Origin of the sequence: Saccharopolyspora erythraea NRRL 2338 (genome assembly GCF_000062885.1) — a bacterium.
GTDB lineage: Bacteria > Actinomycetota > Actinomycetes > Mycobacteriales > Pseudonocardiaceae > Saccharopolyspora_D > Saccharopolyspora_D erythraea.
Map to the genome: position 1 here is coordinate 2125661 of NC_009142.1, position 16627 is coordinate 2142287.

Genomic DNA, 16627 nt, shown 5'->3' on the forward strand with positions numbered 1-16627 from the left:
ACTCCGCACCGCCCCGTCCTCGTACGCCGGTCACTCGAACACGATCACGCTCCGGGCGCCGTGCCCGGCCTTCATCTGCGCGAAGGACTCACCGATGTCGTCCAGCGCGATCCGCTGCGACACCAGCGAGTCCAGGTCCAGCGTCCCGTCCCGGTAGTGCTGGAGCAGCACCGGGACGTCGACCCGCGGGTCGGTGCTGCCGTACATGCAGCCCCGCAGCGTGCGGGCGAAGTGGCCGATCTCCAGCGCGTTGAAGGTCACCTCGTCGGAGACCGCGCCCAGCCCGACGATCGTGGCCTGCCCGCCGCGCCGGGTCGCCGACCAAGCGCCCCGGATGGTCTCGGCCCGGCCCACGCACTCGAAGGCGTGGTCGGCGCCGCGGCCCTCGGTGAGCTTGCGGATCCGCTTGCTCAGGTCGGCCGACGGCTCCAGCGCGTGGGTGGCGCCGAGCCGCCGGGCAAGGTCGAACTTCTCCACCGCCGGGTCGACCGCGATGACCGGCCCTGCCCCGGCGATCCGCGCGGCCTGCACCGCGCACAGCCCGATGCCGCCGAGCCCGAAGACGACCACGCTCTCACCGGGACGCACGCGCGCGGCGTTGAACACCGCTCCGGCGCCCGTCAGCACCGCGCACCCGAGCAGCGCCGCCTGCTCCAGCGGCACGTCCTCCGGCAGCGGGATGCAGGCGTTGGCGCCGACCAGCGTCTCGGTGGCGAAGGCCGCGGTGCCCAGGCCCGGGTACACCGGGGTGGTGTCGGCGAGCGCGCCGTAGGGCTGGCCCATCGCGTCGCTCGCGCGCGGGCAGAGGTAAGGCTGGTCGTGCGTGCAGAACCAGCATTCCCGGCACGGCGGAGTCCAGTTGAGCACCACCGGGTCGCCGGGGCGCAGCCCCTCGACGCCCTCGCCGACCTCGACCACCCGGCCCGCGCCCTCGTGGCCCAGCACCACCGGCGCCGGGTGCGCCAGCACGCCGGTCGCCAGCGACAGGTCGGAGTGGCACACCCCCGTCGCGGCCAGCTTCACCCGGACCCGGCCGGGTCCGGGTGCGGGCAGCTCGACGTCCTCCACCCGCAGCTCGCCGCCGATCTCCCGCAGCACCGCTGCCTGTGCGGCTGTCATCAATGCTCTCCTTCGGTAGGGAGTGCCCCGACGGCGGGCCGCCGCGCGCCGGACAGGGGCTGGGACGCGGTGGGTCAGAGCTCGTCGGCGAGCCGGCGGACGCGTTCGATGAGGTTGGTGCGGCCCTGCGCGGTGCCGGCCAGCGGGGTGACGTTGAGGGTCGTCACGCCGGACTCCCGCAGTGCGGCCAGCCGCTCCTTGACGTGGCCCTCAGGGCCGATCAGCGAGGTCTTGACCAGCAGCTCCTTCGGCACCGCCGCGGCGGCCTCGTCCTTCTTGCCCGCCAGGTAGAGGTCCTGGATCTCCTCGGCCTCGGCCTCGTAGCCGTAGCGCCGGGCCAGGTCGTTGTAGAAGTTGCGGCCCTTGGCGCCCATGCCCCCGATGTAGAGCGCGAGCATCGGGCGCATGCCGTCGAGGTAGTCGTCCAGGCCCTCGCCGATGGCCAGGGGCGCCTGCGCCACGACGTCGAGATCGGGCAGGGACGCGTCGCGCTTGGCCTTGCCCGCCGACAGCGAGTCGCCCCAGACCTCGCCCGCCTTCTCCGGCACGTAGAAGATCGGCTCCCACGCCTCGGCGATCTCGGCGACCATCGCGACGTTCTTCGGGCCGATCGCGGCGATCATGATCGGGATCCGCTCCCGCACCGGGTGGTTGATCAGCTTCAGCGGCTTGCCCAGGCCGGTGCCCTGGCCCTCGGGCAGCGGGATCTGGAAGTGCTTGCCCTCGTGCACCACCTTCTCCCGCCGCCACACCTGGCGGCAGATGTCGACGATCTCGCGGGTGCGCCCCAGCGGCGCGTGGTAGGGCACGCCGTGGAAGCCCTCGATGACCTGCGGCCCGGACGCGCCGATGCCGAGGGTGAAGCGGCCCCCGGAGACGTAGTCCATCCCGGCGGCGGTCATCGCCGTCAGGGTGGGTGTGCGGGTGTAGATCTGCAGGATCCCGGAGGCGATCTCCAGCCGCTCGGTGCGGGCGGCGATGAAGCCCATCTGGCTCACCGCGTCGAAGGAGTACGCCTCAGGGACGTAGACGATGTCCAGCCCGGCCTTCTCGTAGCCGGCGAGCTCGTCGACGGTCTCCCTGAACCCACCGCTGTAGTTGAGCGGCATACCGATGCGCATGGTGGTCCTCTCCGTTGCGGCCCGCGGCGACGCGTTCCGGCTCCGCCGCCGAGGTGCCCAGAGGTTACCGCCGGGTAGACGGGTTCCGGGAGTCCCCGCGCGCCTCCGTCGCGCCCCTCTTCGGTGTGAAGCCCGGGGTGAACGCGGACACGTGTCCGGGAGTCCGGGAGAACCGATCCGGAATAATGGGACACATGTACCTATCGATGCCTTGCTCCCGGCCCGTCACCTGCTGTGCGCGCACGAACGCGGTGCGTCGCGTTTGCCCAGGTGCCGCATCGGGAACGGGTATCGGATGAGGCTGGGACTGCTGGACGTCGGATCGGCCGCCGCGCACCTGGAGGTGGTCGACCTCGACAGGAGCCGGCTTCCGCGCGCGTCCTGGAGCCACAAGGCGCGGACCCGGCTCGCCGAGAACACCGCACCTGATGGGGTGGTCACCGCCCGCGGCTTCGAGCAGGCCGAGTGCGCCGTTCGTGAGTGCGTCCGGGCAGCGCGGGCCGAGGTGCCGGACGTGCTGGTCGCCTACGGCACTTCCGCGGTGCGCGACGCGGTCAACGGCGTCGAGCTGAGGAAGCGCCTCGGAGACGTGGCGGGCGTGCGGATCGGCGTGCTCACCCCGCGCGACGAGGCCGCCCTGACCTACCACGCCGCGTGGCGCTGGCACGGTCGTGCGGGCGCGACGATGACCACCGTCGACATCGGCGGCGGCACCAGCGACGTCGCCACCGGGGACGGTCCCTACCCCGACGACGTGGTTTCGCTGCCGTTCGGCGCGGCGCGCCTGACCCGCCAGTACCTGCCCGACGACCCGCCGGGCCCGGAGCAGGTCGAGGAGCTGGTGTCGGCGATCCGCGGCGCCGTGCGGCGGTCGCTGCGCCACCTGGCGGGCACCGAGCTCGGGCACCCGGTGGCGCTGTCGAAGGTGCTGCGCCAGCTCGCGGTGCTGACCGAGAGCTCCGGAGCCCGCGCCGTGCGCCACCCCGACCGGCTGGCGCGGGCGAGCCTGGAGAGCTGGATCCCGAAGCTGGCCTCGCTGAGCCAGGCCGAACGCGCCAAGCTGCCCGGCGTGTCGCGCACCCGCGCGCGACGCATCCTCGCCGGTGCCGTCGTCGCCGAGGTCATCCTCGACGCGATCGGGATCGAGCAGCTCGAGATCTGCCCATGGGGACTGCGCGAAGGCATGGTCTTCCGCTTCGCCGAGGCGTGCGAGCGGGCGGGCGGGGTCTCCGGAGAGGCGCTGCACGCGGCGTCGGCGGAGATCTTCACCTGAGATCCCGAGCGGCTGACGGCGCTTCAAAGCTCCTTCGGCGCGCACCGCGCACCGGGTACCGGTGAGGACCGGCGCAAGATCCCCGGAACAAGTAGCGTCGGAAGCGTCAACCGCCGTCTAGTCAGGAAGGTCGCGACGTGGCCGTTCTGGTGCACATCCTGATCACCATGGTCGCGGTGTGGCTGACCACGCTGCTGCCCGGGATCACGCTCGGCGGGCGGGACACCCCGGCGCAGATCCTCACGGTGCTCGCGGTGGCGGTCGTGTTCGGGCTGGTCAACGTGGTGCTCAAGCCGATCGCCAAGACGCTGGGCTGCCTGCTCTACGTGCTGACGCTGGGCCTGTTCGGACTCGTGGTCAACGCGTTGCTGCTCTGGCTGACCAGCTACCTGGCGGGCGAGCTCGGCCTGCCGTTCCACGTCGACGGCTTCTGGCCGGCGTTCTGGGGCGCGTTGATCATCACGATCGTCAGCAGCGCGCTGCACGGCGTCGTCCGGCGGACGCGCACACCCGGGGAGGAGCGGCCGAGGGCCTGAGCGGCGCTCGGGACTCGCCCGGCGTGGTGCGCGGGGGTGGTCCAAGCGGCTGACGCTGCTTCAAATGCCGAAGAGGGCCTGATCGCGACCACTCCCGCGGCCGGAAGCGGCCGGCCGGAGCGGCCGTTGGAGTGGTCCGCCGGCGCGGGCGCGGACGCCGCGGTGATCGGCCGACTATCCTCCACGTGCTCGAAACCAGTCGTCGGAGTCGGGATGCGCTGCACTTTCCGGGAGTTCCAGGCCCTCGCCGGCTCGGGCGTCACGCGCGCCGGTGCCTCGGAGGCCGTCGCGTTCCTGACCGGCAGGCCGGGCTCCGGACCGCCGAGCATGCCCTACCGGCTCGAGGCCCGCTGGCAGGACGTGCTGACCGCGCTGGCGGGCGGTTCGGTGTACGGGTTCCTGCGGATCATCGACCCCGGCGCGGACGAGACGCGCGTGCTGGTGGCCGTCGAGCGCGGCACCGCCGTGCGGATCGTGGTGCGCGGCGAGGAGGTGGCGGCCGACCAGGTCCGCCCCGACGCGCCGTGGCCTGCGCTGACGGGCGCGCTGCCGGAGGCGCAGGCGGCCGAGGGCAGCGAGGTCACGCTGCCGAGCCGGATCCTGGCCGAGGCGCGTGCCGAAGCCGCCGGGCGCGGTGACGACCAGGTCGACTGGCTGGCCTACGAGCTCCGCCTGCGCGAGGTCCCGCCGGACGACGCCAGGGCGGTGGGAGCGCTGCTGCGCCAGTCCGACCAGGTGACCGCGCGGATCGGGATCGCGCTGTGCCGGTCCGACGGCACGCTGCTGCGCGCGCCGTCGGAGATCGAGGTGCTGCACTCGCCGACCGGCCGGGTCGCCGTGGTCCCGGAGGTCCCCGACGACACCTACGCGATGGTCACCCCCGCGAGCAGCTTCGCCCTGGGAAGGGCGTTGCAGCACTACACCGAGGTGCTGTGGGAGCAGGCGGAGGAAATCGACCGGCCGGCCTGAGAAGCTGTCTTCGAACTCAGCTCGCGTGGCGGTTCCGGTGGCGGAACCCAGGCGCTCTCTGGCTCCGGACGGAACCTACGCCGCGTCCAGCGACCGCCGCGTGCGCTCGGCGATGTCGGACCCGATCAGCAGCGACGCGGTGGCCGCGGGGGACGGGGCGTTGAGCACGTGCACCCAGTGCCGGTCCTCGACCACCAGGAAGTCGTCGACGAGGGTGCCGTCGGGCCGCACGGCCTGCGCGCGCACGCCCGCCTCGGCCCGGCGCAGGTCGCTGCCCTGCAGGTCGGGCAGCAGCCGCTGGGCCGCGCGCACGAACAGCGGCTTGAACGCCGACCGCGCGATCTCACCCGCGCCGGTCCGCCAGTACTTCCTGGCCAGCGCCCGCAGTCCCGGATCGGTCGCCAGCCTGCGCAGGTGAGGCCCGGACCACGAGCGCCAGTCGTAGCCCTCGCGCGAGAGCGCGGGCACCGCGTTGGGGCCGACGTGCAGGCTGCCGTCGACCATCCGCGTGAGGTGCACGCCGAGGAACGGGAAGGCCGGGTCGGGCACCGGGTAGACCAGCGCGCGCACCAGGTCGCGGGCGGCACCGGTGGTCTCGAAGTACTCGCCTCGGAACGGCAGGACGCGCGCGGGCGGCTCGGCCCCGGCGAGCTCGGCGACGACGTCGCTGTGCAGGCCGGCGCAGTTGACCGCGCGCCGGCTGCGGATCTCACCGGTCGTGGTCGCCAGCACCAGTTCCGCCCCGTCGGTGCGGACCCCGACGAGCTCGGTGCCGCGGTGCAGCTCGACCCCGCTCTCGGTGAGCAGCCCGGCCAACCGCCGGGCGACCGCCCCGAAGTCGGTGATCCCGGCGTCGGGCACCAGAAGGGCCCGGATGCCGCGCACGCGCGGTTCCCGTTCACGCAGGGCGGCGGGGTCGAGCTCGGTGACCCGCACGCCGTTGGCGCTGCCCCGCCTGGCCAGCTCGGCCAGCCGCGGCAGCTCGTCGGCCGAGGTCGCCACGACCACCTTCCCGGTCCGCTCGACGGGAATCCCGTGCTCGGCGCAGAAGGCGTACATCGCCTCGCCGCCCGCTCTGGCCAGGCGGGCCTTGCCGCTGCCAGGCGGGTAGTACAGTCCACTGTGGATCACGCCGGAGTTGTGGCCGGTCTGGTGCGCGCCCCAGGCCGGTTCCTTGTCGATCACCGCGATCCGCCGGTCGCGCCCGTCCCGCGCGAGCGCGTACGCGGTCGCCAGCCCGACGATGCCGCCGCCGATGATGGTCACGTCGTTGGTCGCCGTCATGGCCGCCATCCTCGCCGCCGCGACCGGCCGGTTCCAGTGCCGCCGCGGGCGCGTGGCGCGGGAGCGGGGATAGCTTGGAACCGACCGCCGGACTCTCGCGGAAGGGCGAGGACGTGGAACTGCTGCTGCTCTCCAGCTCGACGACGCACACCAGCACCTTCCTCGGCTACGCGCTGGATGCGGTGGCGCGGTGGCTGGACGGCCGCGACCGGCTGGTCTTCGTGCCCTACGCCAAGCGGGAGCACGACGCCTACACCGATGTGGTCCGGGATGCGCTCCGCCCGCTCGGCGTCCGGGTGGAGGGCCTGCACCGGGCCGGCGACCCCGTCGCGGCGGTGCGCGAGTCCGACGCCGTGTTCGTCGGCGGTGGCAACACCTTCCGCCTGCTCTCGGCCCTCTACGCGCACGACCTGGTGACGGCGCTGCGCGAGGCAGTCGGCGCTGGAACCCGCTACATGGGCTCCAGCGCCGGGACCAACATGGCCTGCCCGACGTTGCGGACCAGCAACGACATGCCGATCGTGCAGCCGCCGTCGTTCGACGCGCTCGGGCTGGTGCCCTTCCAGATCAACCCGCACTACATGGACCCGGACCCGGCGGGCACGCACATGGGGGAGACGCGCGAGGAACGCATCGCGGAGTTCCTGGAGGAGAACGACGTCCCGGTCCTCGGCGTGCGCGAGGGCGCGTGGGTGCGGGTGCGCGGCGAGCGCGCCGAGCTCGGCGGTGCCGCGGGCGCCCGCCTGTTCACCAGGGGAACCGGACCCCGCGAGCTGACCGCCGGCGCGGATCTCTCCCGCCTGATGGGCGAACGGCCGCGCTACGACGTCGGGTGAGCGACGGTTCCCCGTTCGCGCCGCGGGCTACCCGCGGTCAGACGACGCACCCGAAATAGGTAGTTCGGACCAAGGGGCTCACCCGAAAAGCCTTCAGGTGATCGGATAAGATCCTCCGAAGGGCACCATGATCACATTGTGCTAAGGTCCGAATCATCCTGCTGGGTGGTGCCGCAACAGCGGCGTTGAGGCGGGAACTGGTAGTGGTCCGGCTGCGAAACGAAGGTGCGACTCAATGGCCACGCCGACGGGCATCCCTCGTCCGAGGCGTCGGCGACCCGGCAGCTCACTCGCTCCGCACCGGGATCGCCCACGGACCCTTCCCGATGTGATACGCGGTCGTCCTCGCCCACCGCGAGTCAATCCCGGTCGGCATGCCCTCGGGCGGTTCAATAGTTCTGGAGCGCTGTGAGTCGAACAAGCAGTTCCGAGAGTAGTGACTACAGGACCATCCGGTCACGCCTGACCAGGGTGGTCATCCTGCCCAGCGTGGTGCTGCTGGTCATGTGGGCGGTCTTCTCCTCCTACACCATCTTCGAGGGCTTCTACCTGCGCACGGTCGGTCTCGGCGTGAAGGAAGCCTCGATCCCCGCGGTCAACAGCCTGGTGGCGCTGCAGAAGGAGCGCCAGCTGACGATGCTCAGCCTGGGCCACAGCCCGGCCGCCACGGCGACGCTGCCCGCGCAGCGGGCCGAGACCGACCGCGCCGTCGACCAGATGAAGTCCAAGATGCAGGGCCTGCTCTCCGGTGCGCCGGAGAACATCGTGCAGGGCGCCGACAAGCTCGTGTCACTGCTCGACCAGCTCCCGCAGGAGCGCGGTCGCATCGACGGGCACACCGCGAGCCCCGAAGAGATCTTCGACTACTACAACAGCGTGCTCGACGCCGGCGGCAACCTGTTCGAGACCCAGTCGCGGCTGGTGCCCGACGGCGAGTCGATCCAGGGCGCGCTGACGGCCACCGACCTGTTCCGGGCCGCCGACCAGATGTCCAGGGTCGCCTCCCTGGGCGGCAACGCGGTCGCCGCCGGGCGGTTCACCCCCGAGCAGCACACGACGTTCGTCAGCCTGGTCGGGTCCTACCGCTCCAAGCTGATCACCAACGCGCCGAACCTGCAGCCGCAGGCCAAGGCCGAGTACGAGCAGCTGCTCAACAGCGACGCGTGGCGCAACCTGCAGCAGCTCGAGAACCGGCTCATCTCCTCCCCGCGGCAGGACGGCGAGCTCGGCGTCAGCGAGCAGCAGTGGCTCGACGCCAGCAACCAGGTCGCCGACGAGCTGGTCAAGATCGTCACCTCGCACTCGACCCAGGCGGTCGAGCTGGTGCTGGCCAACGGCAACGCGCGCTACTTCGAGGTCATCATCGGAAGCGCGGTCGCACTGCTCGCAGTGGTGCTGGGAATCGTGCTGGCGATCCGCAACTCCCGCAGGCTGGTCGACCGCGCGCTGGTCACCCGGCTGGCGAACCTGCGCACCGACTCCCTGACCCTGGCCCAGGAACGGCTGCCCGACATCATGACCCGCCTGGAGCGGGGCGAGAAGGTCGACATCGAGTCCGAGCTGCCCGCCCTGGACTACGGCGGCGACGAGATCGGGCAGGTGGCCGACGCCTTCAACACCGCGCAGTTCACCGCGGTCTCGGCGGCGGTCAAGGAGAGCCAGGCCCGCGAGGGCGTCAACAAGGTCTTCCTCGGCATCGCCCACCGCAACCAGGGCTTGGTGCACCGCCAGCTCAAGGTGCTGGACAAGATGGAGCGCGAGGAGGAGAACCCCGAGCGGCTGGACACCCTGTTCCAGCTCGACCACCTCGCCACCCGGGCCCGCCGCAACGCCGAGAACCTGATCATCCTCGCCGGCGAGCAGCCGGGACGGCAGTGGCGCAAGCCGGTCCGCCTGGTCGACGTCCTGCGCGCCGCGGTCGCCGAGACCGAGCAGTACCACCGGGTTCGGGTCAACCAGGTGCCCGAGGTCGCCGTGCACGGCACCGCCGTCGGCGACGTCATCCACCTGTGCGCGGAGCTGATGGAGAACGCCACCGCGTTCTCGTCCCCGCGGTCCCAGGTCCAGGTGCACAGCAGCGACACCCCGCGCGGCGTGCTCGTGCAGATCGAGGACCAGGGCCTGGGCATGCGTCCCGCCGCCAGGGACGACGCCAACGAACTACTGGTGAACCCGCCGAGGTTCGAGGACATCACCCTGCGCGGTGACTCCCGGCTCGGCCTGTTCGTGGTCGCCAGGCTCGCCGCACGGCGCGGCATCGAAGTGGATCTCCGAGAGTCCGCCGAGGGTGGGATCGTGGCCTTCGTGCTGCTGCCCTCCGAAATCGTGGTGTCCGAGAAGGGGCACGAGGATCCGCCGGAGACGATGCGAGTGGCCGCGGCCAACCAGCTGTCGCCCATGGTTCCCCGCAACCGGGAGGACAGCACCCCCGCGACCGAGCGCGATCTTCCGGCACCCCGCAGGGAGGTCGAGCCGGTGGTCAGGAACGGGCGCAAACCTTCGGTGCCCGCCGAAACCCAGAACGACAAGCCGGAGTTCCCCTCCGTGGACCCGGACGGCAGGCCGCCGTTGCCCAGACGGCGACGGCAGCAGAACCTCGTTCCCCAGCTGCGAGACGAACCACTGGAGCAGCAGGAGGAGCGCGAGTACCAGGTCGACCATTCGCCTGAGCGGACCCGAGGCAACATGACAGCCTTCCAGCGCGGTACCCGCAAGGCACGTCGAAGCGACGACGGTTCCGACCGTGATTCCCTCCAGTGACCGAAGGGGCAGTGTGTGCATGAGCGAGAAGGTCGGCTCAGACGCCGAGTTGAACTGGCTGTTGGACGACCTGGTCCAGCGGGTCGTCGGGGCGCAGTACGCCGTCGTGCTCTCCTCCGACGGACTGCTGCTGGCCAAGTCCGCTGAACTGTCGGTCGAGGACTCCGAGCACCTCTCCGCGATGGCCTCGGCCTTCCAGAGCCTGGCCAAGGAGACCGGCAGGCACTTCAAGGGCGGCAAGGTCCGCCAGACCATCGTCGAGATGGACCACGCGTTCCTGTTCGTCACCGCCGCCGGTAGCGGCGCCTGCCTGGCGGTGCTCGGCGAGGAGGAGGCCGACGTGGGCATGATCGCCTACGAGATGAACCTGCTCGTGGTACGCGTGGGCAACTACCTCAGCTCCGCGCCTCGCGGTGGCGAGCCGGTCGACCTCAAGCAGGGCTGAGGCCCGACGATGATGGCTCGCGAGGACGACGTGTGGCTGGACGAGGCGGCGGGTCCGCTGGTCCGGCCCTATGCGATGACGCGGGGGCGGACCCGTCCGACAAGCCCCGAACTGGACATGGTCACGCAGGTCGTGACCGCCCGGCGCGGCAGCTCCGACCGCTCCGGCCTGTCGGTGGAACACCTGGACATCCTCGAGTTCTGCAAGCGGCCGCTGTCGATCGCCGAAGTGGCCTCCTTCCTCGACGTACCCCTCGTGGTGGGGAAGGTGCTGGTGGGCGACCTCATCGAGCGCGGCGACCTCATCGCGGGCTCGGCGTCGTCCAGGACCGCCGAGATGCCGAACCGAAAACTACTCCAGGCGGTGCTCGATGGTGTCCGCAGGCTCTGACCAAGCGCCCAAGGGGGATTCGATGTCCGAGACGCTCACCGCACCGACAGCGGTGAAGATCGTCATCGCCGGCGGGTTCGGTGCGGGCAAGACGACGATGGTCGGATCGGTGAGCGAGATCGTGCCGCTGCGGACCGAGGAGGTGCTCACCGAGGCCAGCGCCGGGGTCGACGACCTGGCGGGCATCGAGCAGAAGAGCACCACCACCGTCGCGCTCGACTTCGGCCGCATCACGATCAACCCGCAGCTCGTGCTCTACCTGTTCGGCACGCCCGGGCAGGACCGGTTCTGGTTCATGTGGAACGAGCTCGCCCGCGGCGCGATCGGCGCGGTGGTGATCGTGGACACCCGGCGCATCGAGGCCAGCTTCCCGGCGATCGACTTCTTCGAGAACCGCGGGATCCCGTTCATCGTCACGGTGAACCAGTTCGACGGGTCGATCCCCTACGGGGCCGAGGAGGTCCGCCACGCCCTCGACATCGACGACGAGGTGCCGGTGGTGGTCTCCGACGCCCGCAACCGGGAGGCGGCCAAGAACGCGCTGGTCGAGCTGATCGAGTACTCGATCCGGCGGCTCGACGAGGCCGAGGGCGAGGCCGGCGCCGGTGACGGCGAGCCGGTCGACAGCGAGGTACCGGCCGCCCAGTAGCGAGACGCACAGGAGCGGGTGGTGGTCACCGGGGTCACCGGTGACCACCACCCGCTCCTCGTCGTGCGCGGCCGTCAGCGGCGCGCGGCCGGCTCCAGGCGCAGGTGGAAGTGGCGCAGGAGCTCCGGTGCGTGGGTGATCCGGTAGCCCGGGACCCGCTCCGGCTCCTTGGCGATCGATGCCAGCACGTCGCCGACGTACTCCAGGTGGCTGTGGTCGTAGACCCGGCGCGGGATGGCCAGCCGGACCAGCTCGTAGGGCGCGGGCGAGACCAGGGCGTGGTCGTCGTCGAGCCCGCCGAGGTAGAGCGAGCCGAGCTCGACGGCCCGGATGCCGCCTTCCAGGTAGAGCTGGCAGCCCAGCGCGTGGCCCGGGAAGTCGCCCGGCCGCAGGTGCGGCAGCAGCCGGCCCGCGTTGAGGTAGATCGCGTGCAGACCGGACGGCCGCACGGTGTCGACCCCCGCGCTGTGGGCCTGCTCGGCGAGGAAGGCCGCCTCGCGCTCGCGGTCGGCCAGGTAGCTGGGCTCCACCACCTCCCGCAGGCCCTGGGCGAGGGTTTCCATGGTGTGCCCGGTCATCCCGCCGTAGGTCCGGAAGCCCTCCCCGGCGATGACGTGGGCCTCGCAGCGGGTCGCCAGCTCGGTGTCGTGCAACCCGATGAAGCCGCCGACGTGGGAGAGCCCGTCCTTCTTCAGGCTCGCCACGCACCCGTCGGCGAGCTCGAAGGCTGCGCGGGCGACCTCGCGCGGGGTCCAGTTCTCGTACCCCTCCTCCCGGCGGGTCACCAGCCACGCGTTCTCGGCGAACCGCGCCGCGTCGAGCATGAACGGCACGCCGTGGCGGCGGGCGAGCTCGCTGACCGCGCGCAGGTTGGCCATCGACACCGGCTGACCGCCGCCGCCGTTGTTGGTGATGGTCATCAGGATCTGGCCGACCCGGCCGCCGGCGTAGCCGGTCAGCAGCCGCTCGAGCGCCTCCAGGTCGATGTCGCCCTTGAACGGGTCATCGCTGTCCAGGTCGGCGGCTTGCGGGCACGGCAGGTCCAGCGCCTGGCAGCCGAGCAGCTCCACATTGGCCCGAGTGGTGTCGAAATGCGTGTTGCTGACGCTGATCTGGCCGGACTTGAGCAGTGCACCGAAGAGTATTCGTTCACCGGCGCGTCCCTGGTGGACCGGCAGGATGTGCGGGTAGGGCACCAGGTCGGCCACCGAATCCCGGAAACGGTAGAATGACTCCGCGCCCGCGTACCTCTCGTCGGCACGTTGCGCCCAGGCCTGCTGGTCGATCGAAAGCGCGCCCGTACCGGAATCCGACATGAAGTCGATCGAGACCTTGTCGGCCTGGATGTTGAACGGGTTGTACCCGGCGCGGGACAGTTCTCGCTCGCGTTCTTCCCTGGTGGTGATCGGAATGGGGCGCACGACCGCCGAAACGTAAGGCCTGAGTTCTCGCATTGAGCTTCTCCTGGTAGTGGTTCGAAACGCTCCGGGTGTCAGCGGGCGAATTCGGCCAGTGCCGGTTTGTAGCTGTAGGCTTCCGATGACAAATAGATCGTGGTGCCGCTTTGCTGAGGTCCCGAGCGCAGGGAGATGTAGGAGATCAGTCCCGGTCCGGCGTCCAGGGGCCGGGTGGAAACGGATTCGATCGCGCGAGCCGCGAGCGTCGAGTCCTCCCCGCGGTCCCGCAGGAGTTGCAGAAGTCGCTGGCGGGCGATCGAATCGTTTGCCACGTAGTCCCGGATCGGCAGGTGCAGGGTGTGGAAGCTGGGGCGTGCGCCGTCGCCTTCGACGAAGTCGTACGCAGTGGTGAGCGGCCGGTTCGAGAAAGTGGAAACGTCACCGGCAAGCGATTCGCAGAATCGCCGGATGTGCTCGGAGTCGATTCCCTCGACGGCTTCGGCGGCCCGTTGCGCGTCCAGCGCCTGGGCGTCGTCGTGCATGATGTAGACCTTCACCCTGGCTCGCGGGCCGGGTTCGAGGTCGAGCGAGAAGAACGGGAGCCGGTCCAGGTTTCCGCGGGTGAGGCCGTATTCGGAGACGCAGTCGAACGCTCCGGGGAACCCGAGCCGCTCCAGTGCCTCGGCGACCAGCCGGTGCGCCTGGGACGCCCCCCGCGCGTTCGGGTTGAAGTAGATCTTCAGCGTCGGCTCCCGCGAGTCGGGCGCGAAGATGAAGGAGAACCACAGGGAGAACTTGCCCTGCGGTTCGCCGGGGAGAAACAGGTCGGATACGGCGTCGAAACGGTTGAGCGAGGGCGCGTAGCGCTCGCTCAGCGCGCCCAGCAGTTGCAGGGCGGCGTGCAGGTTGCTGGTGGGGCCGGGGTTGGTCGCGAGCGGTTCACCGAGAATTCGCATTCGCGGACCGGCATCGTCGTCGAGGGTGAACGACAATTCGACCGGCGTTTCGTCGTCGGCGACGTCGCTCGGCCATAACGGCGGTTCCGAAATGGGCCTGAAGTAGGCTGGTCCGAGTAGCATGTCGATGGTTTCGAGCGGACCGTTTTCGTCGATCTCGAGCACGTCGCAGAGGTTTTTGACCTGGTGTGCTATGTATTCGCCAAGCGGGACACCGGCAGCGCGCATGGCGGCTCCGATCTGTGGTGCTGAACCGGGGGGTGCGTCCGGTTTAATCGGCAACTACAACCGGTCACTCTAATGGGCTAACCTGGGAGGTGATACCCGCCGTAGGGGTGATCTTGCACTCAAAGTCCGACTTCAATGTCACGCGCAGTGTATGCCATGGTTGGCCGACGGATGCCGGGGAGTCGCGGCGGTCGCGAATTGAGGGTTTATCGGGGAGTTATCTCCCGGTGACCGAATAGATCATGCCGGGCTCTTGCCGGGCCGGGGTCCGATGTGGCTCCGATGTGGATGAGCCCGCCTCCGGCCGGGGCCGTCCTTACCGGATGGACGCTGCGAAGTCCAGTCCGGACTTCCACCGCGGCAGCCGCTCCGCCGGGCCGAGGCCTGGGCGAGGAGCCTCCGCGGGATGTCGGCAGTCGTGTTGTCGCGGGCGAGGTCGCGCGTCCGAGGCTCCAGCGGGGCTCTGCGCCTCCGCGGCCGACCCTTGCTTCCGGATCGGCCGCGTGCGCGCAGTGCGGGGCATGGCGACAGGGTCAGGGTCGGTGAGGCTCCACCGGAGCTTGCCCGCCAACGCGGTAGGTGATTCCCCGGCCGGCTCACATCTCCCCCCGCCTTTCCGTCGCGCAAGAGCCTGAAGGCGGGAGGGAGCGCGACGGCCTTCGGCAACGTTCGCGGAACAACGAAAAAGGGCCTGGTCGCGATCTCCATTCGGAGTCACGACCAGGCCCTTTGCCTGTGGGCGATACTGGGATCGAACCAGTGACCTCTTCGGTGTGAACGAAGCGCTCTCCCGCTGAGCTAATCGCCCGTCTTCCGCCGCCGTTCCCGGCGACGAGAAGAACAATACACGATCGTTTTCAGCCGCCGAACAGGGGGGAGCGCAACCAAGGCCAGTGCAGGTCGAACCACCCGCCGACGGTGCCGAACAGGCCGAGCAGCCACAGGGTGGCCAGCACGATGAGTCCGGTGGCGCCCATGACCACGAGCTTGGTCGCCAGGTGCTGGCGCGACAGCCAGTCCGCCCAGCGGTGGTAGTGGCGCTTGGCGAAGAGGTTGACCCGGTGCGCCCAGTGGAACTCGGTGGCCAGGATGCCCAGTCCCGCGAACACCACCAGCCAGCCGGGACCGGGGTAGGGGATCATCGCGATGCCCGCCAGGAGCACGACGGCGCCGAAGGCCCCGAGGGTGATCCGGTAGGTCGCGTTGAGCGTGGGCCGTTCCCGGATCGACTCGCGGCGGTGGTGCAGCCGCTCCCGCAAGGCGTGCACACGGGCTCGCCACGGTGATCGCTTCTCGTCGGTCGCCTCCGCGGAACGCGGCCGCGACTCGGCTCTGTTGCTCAGGGGACCCACCTGCCGGTTGCCTGGTTTGCTGGACACGTACCGGGCGGCGGTTCGGCGTCGTGACGGCTGAGCCTCTGCGGCGCCCGCTGTCGGCCAGAATACGGCTCCGGTCCGGAGGTCGCGGACACATCCGCCGGTGCGCCGCGGGCGGCAGCGCGACGGGTTGTGACGTGAATCATGCGTTTTCGCCGGCGCCCGGAGTCGTTCGGCCCTGTCGGCCGGCTTCGATCCTGGTCACACTGTGACGCCTGTCTCGACGGCGCTTCGGCGGTCACGCGTGGCGGTGGAGGCGGCCGGGCGGAGCGGTTGGTCCGACTCGGGGAACGTGCGTGGCGAGCGTCTCAGCGGACGCCCGCGGAACAGGGGGGACGGGCGGTTCATCGCTTATCCTGGAAGGGTCGCCGGAACAGGGTCGGCGAGCGGGAATTCGATCTCGCCGGGCGGCGTTGTCCGACGAACGCGATGGGTTCGACCCGGGCGCGACCGCGCAGGCGGTGGCGTGTGGGAACTGCCAGTGGCCGATCGCCGGGTGGCGACGGGGCGCGGGCTCCGGTCGGCGTCCGCCGGAGGTGCGGACGGCCCATTCGGCGCTAGGGGATCGGCAGGGCTTGCCGGGGGCGGCGGACCCGTTGCCGGGTCCGGTCGGAAAAGAGCGGGTGAACACGCTGCGCATTGCCTTGGTTGCCCAGCGAATTGGGGCCTGCCCCGTACGGGTGATCTATCCGCGAGTTGCGAGCCATCGGGCCCAGGAAGGCGTCACAACTGTGTTGCTCGGTCGATAAGCGGACCGGAAGGTAGTAGGAAGGCGAGGACAATGCGTAACGATCACGTGACACTCCGTTCAACGGCGGTGTTCGATCTGCTGGCCCCGCAGACGCCGGCCGTGCCGGTGCAGGTCGAGCTGCGCTACGACACTCGTGACCCCTACGCCGTGGTGGCCGCGTTCCGCACCGGCCGCGCGGGGTGGGTCGAATGGGTCTTCGCGCGCGATCTGCTGGCCGACGGCCTCATCGCGCACGCGGGCGTGGGCGATGTGACCATCCGCCCCGCGGTCGACGACCCCGAGGTCGTGGTGATCGAGCTGAGCTCCCCCTCCGGGCACGCCGTGTTCGAGGCTTCGGCGCAGGAGCTGGCCGACTTCCTGGACCGCACCTACGACGTGGTGGTCCCCGGCAACGAGAACCTGTGGGTCAACGTCGACGACGCGCTCACCCGCCTGTTGCCGCACGACCTGTCCTGACCGGCCCGCACCGGGTCTGGCCAGGCCGAACGCTGCTCGGAACCGGGTAGCGGGACCCCGGTTCGATCGCCGTTGGCGGCG

At 70.6% G+C, this 16627-nt stretch carries 15 protein-coding genes and 1 tRNA gene; 9 read left to right on the forward strand and 7 right to left on the reverse strand.

Annotated features, from left to right (window positions below):
- Window positions 1-30 precede the first annotated feature (30 nt).
- Both SACE_RS09525 and SACE_RS09530 read right to left on the reverse strand, forming a co-directional pair.
- Entirely contained in the window at window positions 31-1119 is a 1089-nt protein-coding gene (locus SACE_RS09525; RefSeq protein WP_011873512.1) for a Zn-dependent alcohol dehydrogenase, read from the reverse strand.
- A 74-nt stretch (window positions 1120-1193) separates the two neighbouring features.
- Complete coding sequence (locus tag SACE_RS09530; RefSeq protein WP_009942562.1) at window positions 1194-2240, reverse strand: LLM class F420-dependent oxidoreductase; 1047 nt, start codon at window positions 2238-2240, stop codon at window positions 1194-1196.
- Window positions 2241-2535: 295 nt separating this feature from the next.
- Here SACE_RS09530 and SACE_RS09535 point away from each other — a divergent pair, with 295 nt between their 5' ends.
- The 3 genes from SACE_RS09535 (at window position 2536) to SACE_RS09545 (ending at window position 5018) form a co-directional block, all read left to right on the forward strand.
- The gene (locus SACE_RS09535) at window positions 2536-3513 is read left to right on the forward strand and encodes a Ppx/GppA phosphatase family protein (protein ID WP_009942561.1); all 978 of its coding nucleotides are present in this window, start codon (window positions 2536-2538) and stop codon (window positions 3511-3513) included.
- Window positions 3514-3650: 137 nt separating this feature from the next.
- Complete coding sequence (locus SACE_RS09540) at window positions 3651-4049, forward strand: phage holin family protein (RefSeq protein ID WP_009942560.1); 399 nt, start codon at window positions 3651-3653, stop codon at window positions 4047-4049.
- Window positions 4050-4262: 213 nt separating this feature from the next.
- Window positions 4263-5018 carry an ESX secretion-associated protein EspG gene (locus SACE_RS09545; protein ID WP_009942558.1) on the forward strand — a complete coding sequence of 252 codons (756 nt, stop codon included), beginning with the start codon at window positions 4263-4265 and terminating at the stop codon, window positions 5016-5018.
- A 75-nt stretch (window positions 5019-5093) separates the two neighbouring features.
- Here SACE_RS09545 and lhgO read toward each other — a convergent pair whose 3' ends face one another.
- The gene (lhgO, locus tag SACE_RS09550; protein WP_009942557.1) at window positions 5094-6302 is read right to left on the reverse strand and encodes an L-2-hydroxyglutarate oxidase; all 1209 of its coding nucleotides are present in this window, start codon (window positions 6300-6302) and stop codon (window positions 5094-5096) included.
- A 74-nt stretch (window positions 6303-6376) separates the two neighbouring features.
- Between lhgO and pepE the strand changes: the two genes are divergently transcribed.
- From pepE to SACE_RS09575, 5 genes are all read left to right on the forward strand, one after another.
- Window positions 6377-7138 (forward strand): dipeptidase PepE, encoded by a 762-nt coding sequence (gene pepE, locus SACE_RS09555; RefSeq protein ID WP_009942556.1) that lies wholly within the window; start codon window positions 6377-6379, stop codon window positions 7136-7138.
- A 489-nt stretch (window positions 7139-7627) separates the two neighbouring features.
- Window positions 7628-9898 (forward strand): sensor histidine kinase, encoded by a 2271-nt coding sequence (locus SACE_RS09560; RefSeq protein WP_011873513.1) that lies wholly within the window; start codon window positions 7628-7630, stop codon window positions 9896-9898.
- Between the two features lie 19 nt (window positions 9899-9917).
- Window positions 9918-10343 (forward strand): roadblock/LC7 domain-containing protein, encoded by a 426-nt coding sequence (locus SACE_RS09565; RefSeq protein WP_009942554.1) that lies wholly within the window; start codon window positions 9918-9920, stop codon window positions 10341-10343.
- Between the two features lie 12 nt (window positions 10344-10355).
- Entirely contained in the window at window positions 10356-10733 is a 378-nt protein-coding gene (locus tag SACE_RS09570; protein WP_009942553.1) for a DUF742 domain-containing protein, read from the forward strand.
- Between the two features lie 22 nt (window positions 10734-10755).
- Window positions 10756-11382: a GTP-binding protein gene (locus SACE_RS09575; protein ID WP_009942552.1), complete on the forward strand. Its 627-nt coding sequence runs from the start codon at window positions 10756-10758 to the stop codon at window positions 11380-11382.
- A gap of 74 nt (window positions 11383-11456) precedes the next feature.
- Here the strand turns inward: SACE_RS09575 and SACE_RS09580 are convergent, their stop codons facing one another.
- From SACE_RS09580 to SACE_RS09595, 4 genes are all read right to left on the reverse strand, one after another.
- The gene (locus SACE_RS09580) at window positions 11457-12836 is read right to left on the reverse strand and encodes a tryptophanase (RefSeq protein ID WP_011873515.1); all 1380 of its coding nucleotides are present in this window, start codon (window positions 12834-12836) and stop codon (window positions 11457-11459) included.
- 38 nt (window positions 12837-12874) lie between these two features.
- Window positions 12875-13900, reverse strand: a complete 1026-nt coding sequence (locus SACE_RS09585) for a tryptophan dimethylallyltransferase family protein (RefSeq protein WP_009942549.1) — start codon at window positions 13898-13900, stop codon at window positions 12875-12877.
- A gap of 799 nt (window positions 13901-14699) precedes the next feature.
- Window positions 14700-14771: transfer RNA gene (locus SACE_RS09590), tRNA-Val, on the reverse strand.
- Window positions 14772-14820: 49 nt separating this feature from the next.
- Window positions 14821-15231, reverse strand: coding sequence for a TIGR02611 family protein (locus SACE_RS09595; protein ID WP_009942547.1), 411 nt, complete (start codon window positions 15229-15231; stop codon window positions 14821-14823).
- A gap of 889 nt (window positions 15232-16120) precedes the next feature.
- On the opposite strand from SACE_RS09595, the gene SACE_RS09600 reads away from it, so the two are divergent.
- Window positions 16121-16546, forward strand: coding sequence for an SsgA family sporulation/cell division regulator (locus SACE_RS09600; protein WP_011873518.1), 426 nt, complete (start codon window positions 16121-16123; stop codon window positions 16544-16546).
- Window positions 16547-16627: the final 81 nt, after the last annotated feature.

Coding starts and splice junctions, on each gene's coding strand:
- SACE_RS09575 (WP_009942552.1), top strand. CDS start 10,756: ATGTCCGAGACGCTCACCGCACCGACAGCGGTGAAGATCGTCATCGCC.
- SACE_RS09530 (WP_009942562.1), bottom strand. CDS start 2,240: ATGCGCATCGGTATGCCGCTCAACTACAGCGGTGGGTTCAGGGAGACC.
- SACE_RS09535 (WP_009942561.1), top strand. CDS start 2,536: ATGAGGCTGGGACTGCTGGACGTCGGATCGGCCGCCGCGCACCTGGAG.
- SACE_RS09600 (WP_011873518.1), top strand. CDS start 16,121: ATGCGTAACGATCACGTGACACTCCGTTCAACGGCGGTGTTCGATCTG.
- SACE_RS09580 (WP_011873515.1), bottom strand. CDS start 12,836: ATGCGAGAACTCAGGCCTTACGTTTCGGCGGTCGTGCGCCCCATTCCG.
- SACE_RS09545 (WP_009942558.1), top strand. CDS start 4,263: ATGCGCTGCACTTTCCGGGAGTTCCAGGCCCTCGCCGGCTCGGGCGTC.
- SACE_RS09570 (WP_009942553.1), top strand. CDS start 10,356: ATGGCTCGCGAGGACGACGTGTGGCTGGACGAGGCGGCGGGTCCGCTG.
- SACE_RS09565 (WP_009942554.1), top strand. CDS start 9,918: ATGAGCGAGAAGGTCGGCTCAGACGCCGAGTTGAACTGGCTGTTGGAC.
- SACE_RS09525 (WP_011873512.1), bottom strand. CDS start 1,119: ATGACAGCCGCACAGGCAGCGGTGCTGCGGGAGATCGGCGGCGAGCTG.
- lhgO (WP_009942557.1), bottom strand. CDS start 6,302: ATGACGGCGACCAACGACGTGACCATCATCGGCGGCGGCATCGTCGGG.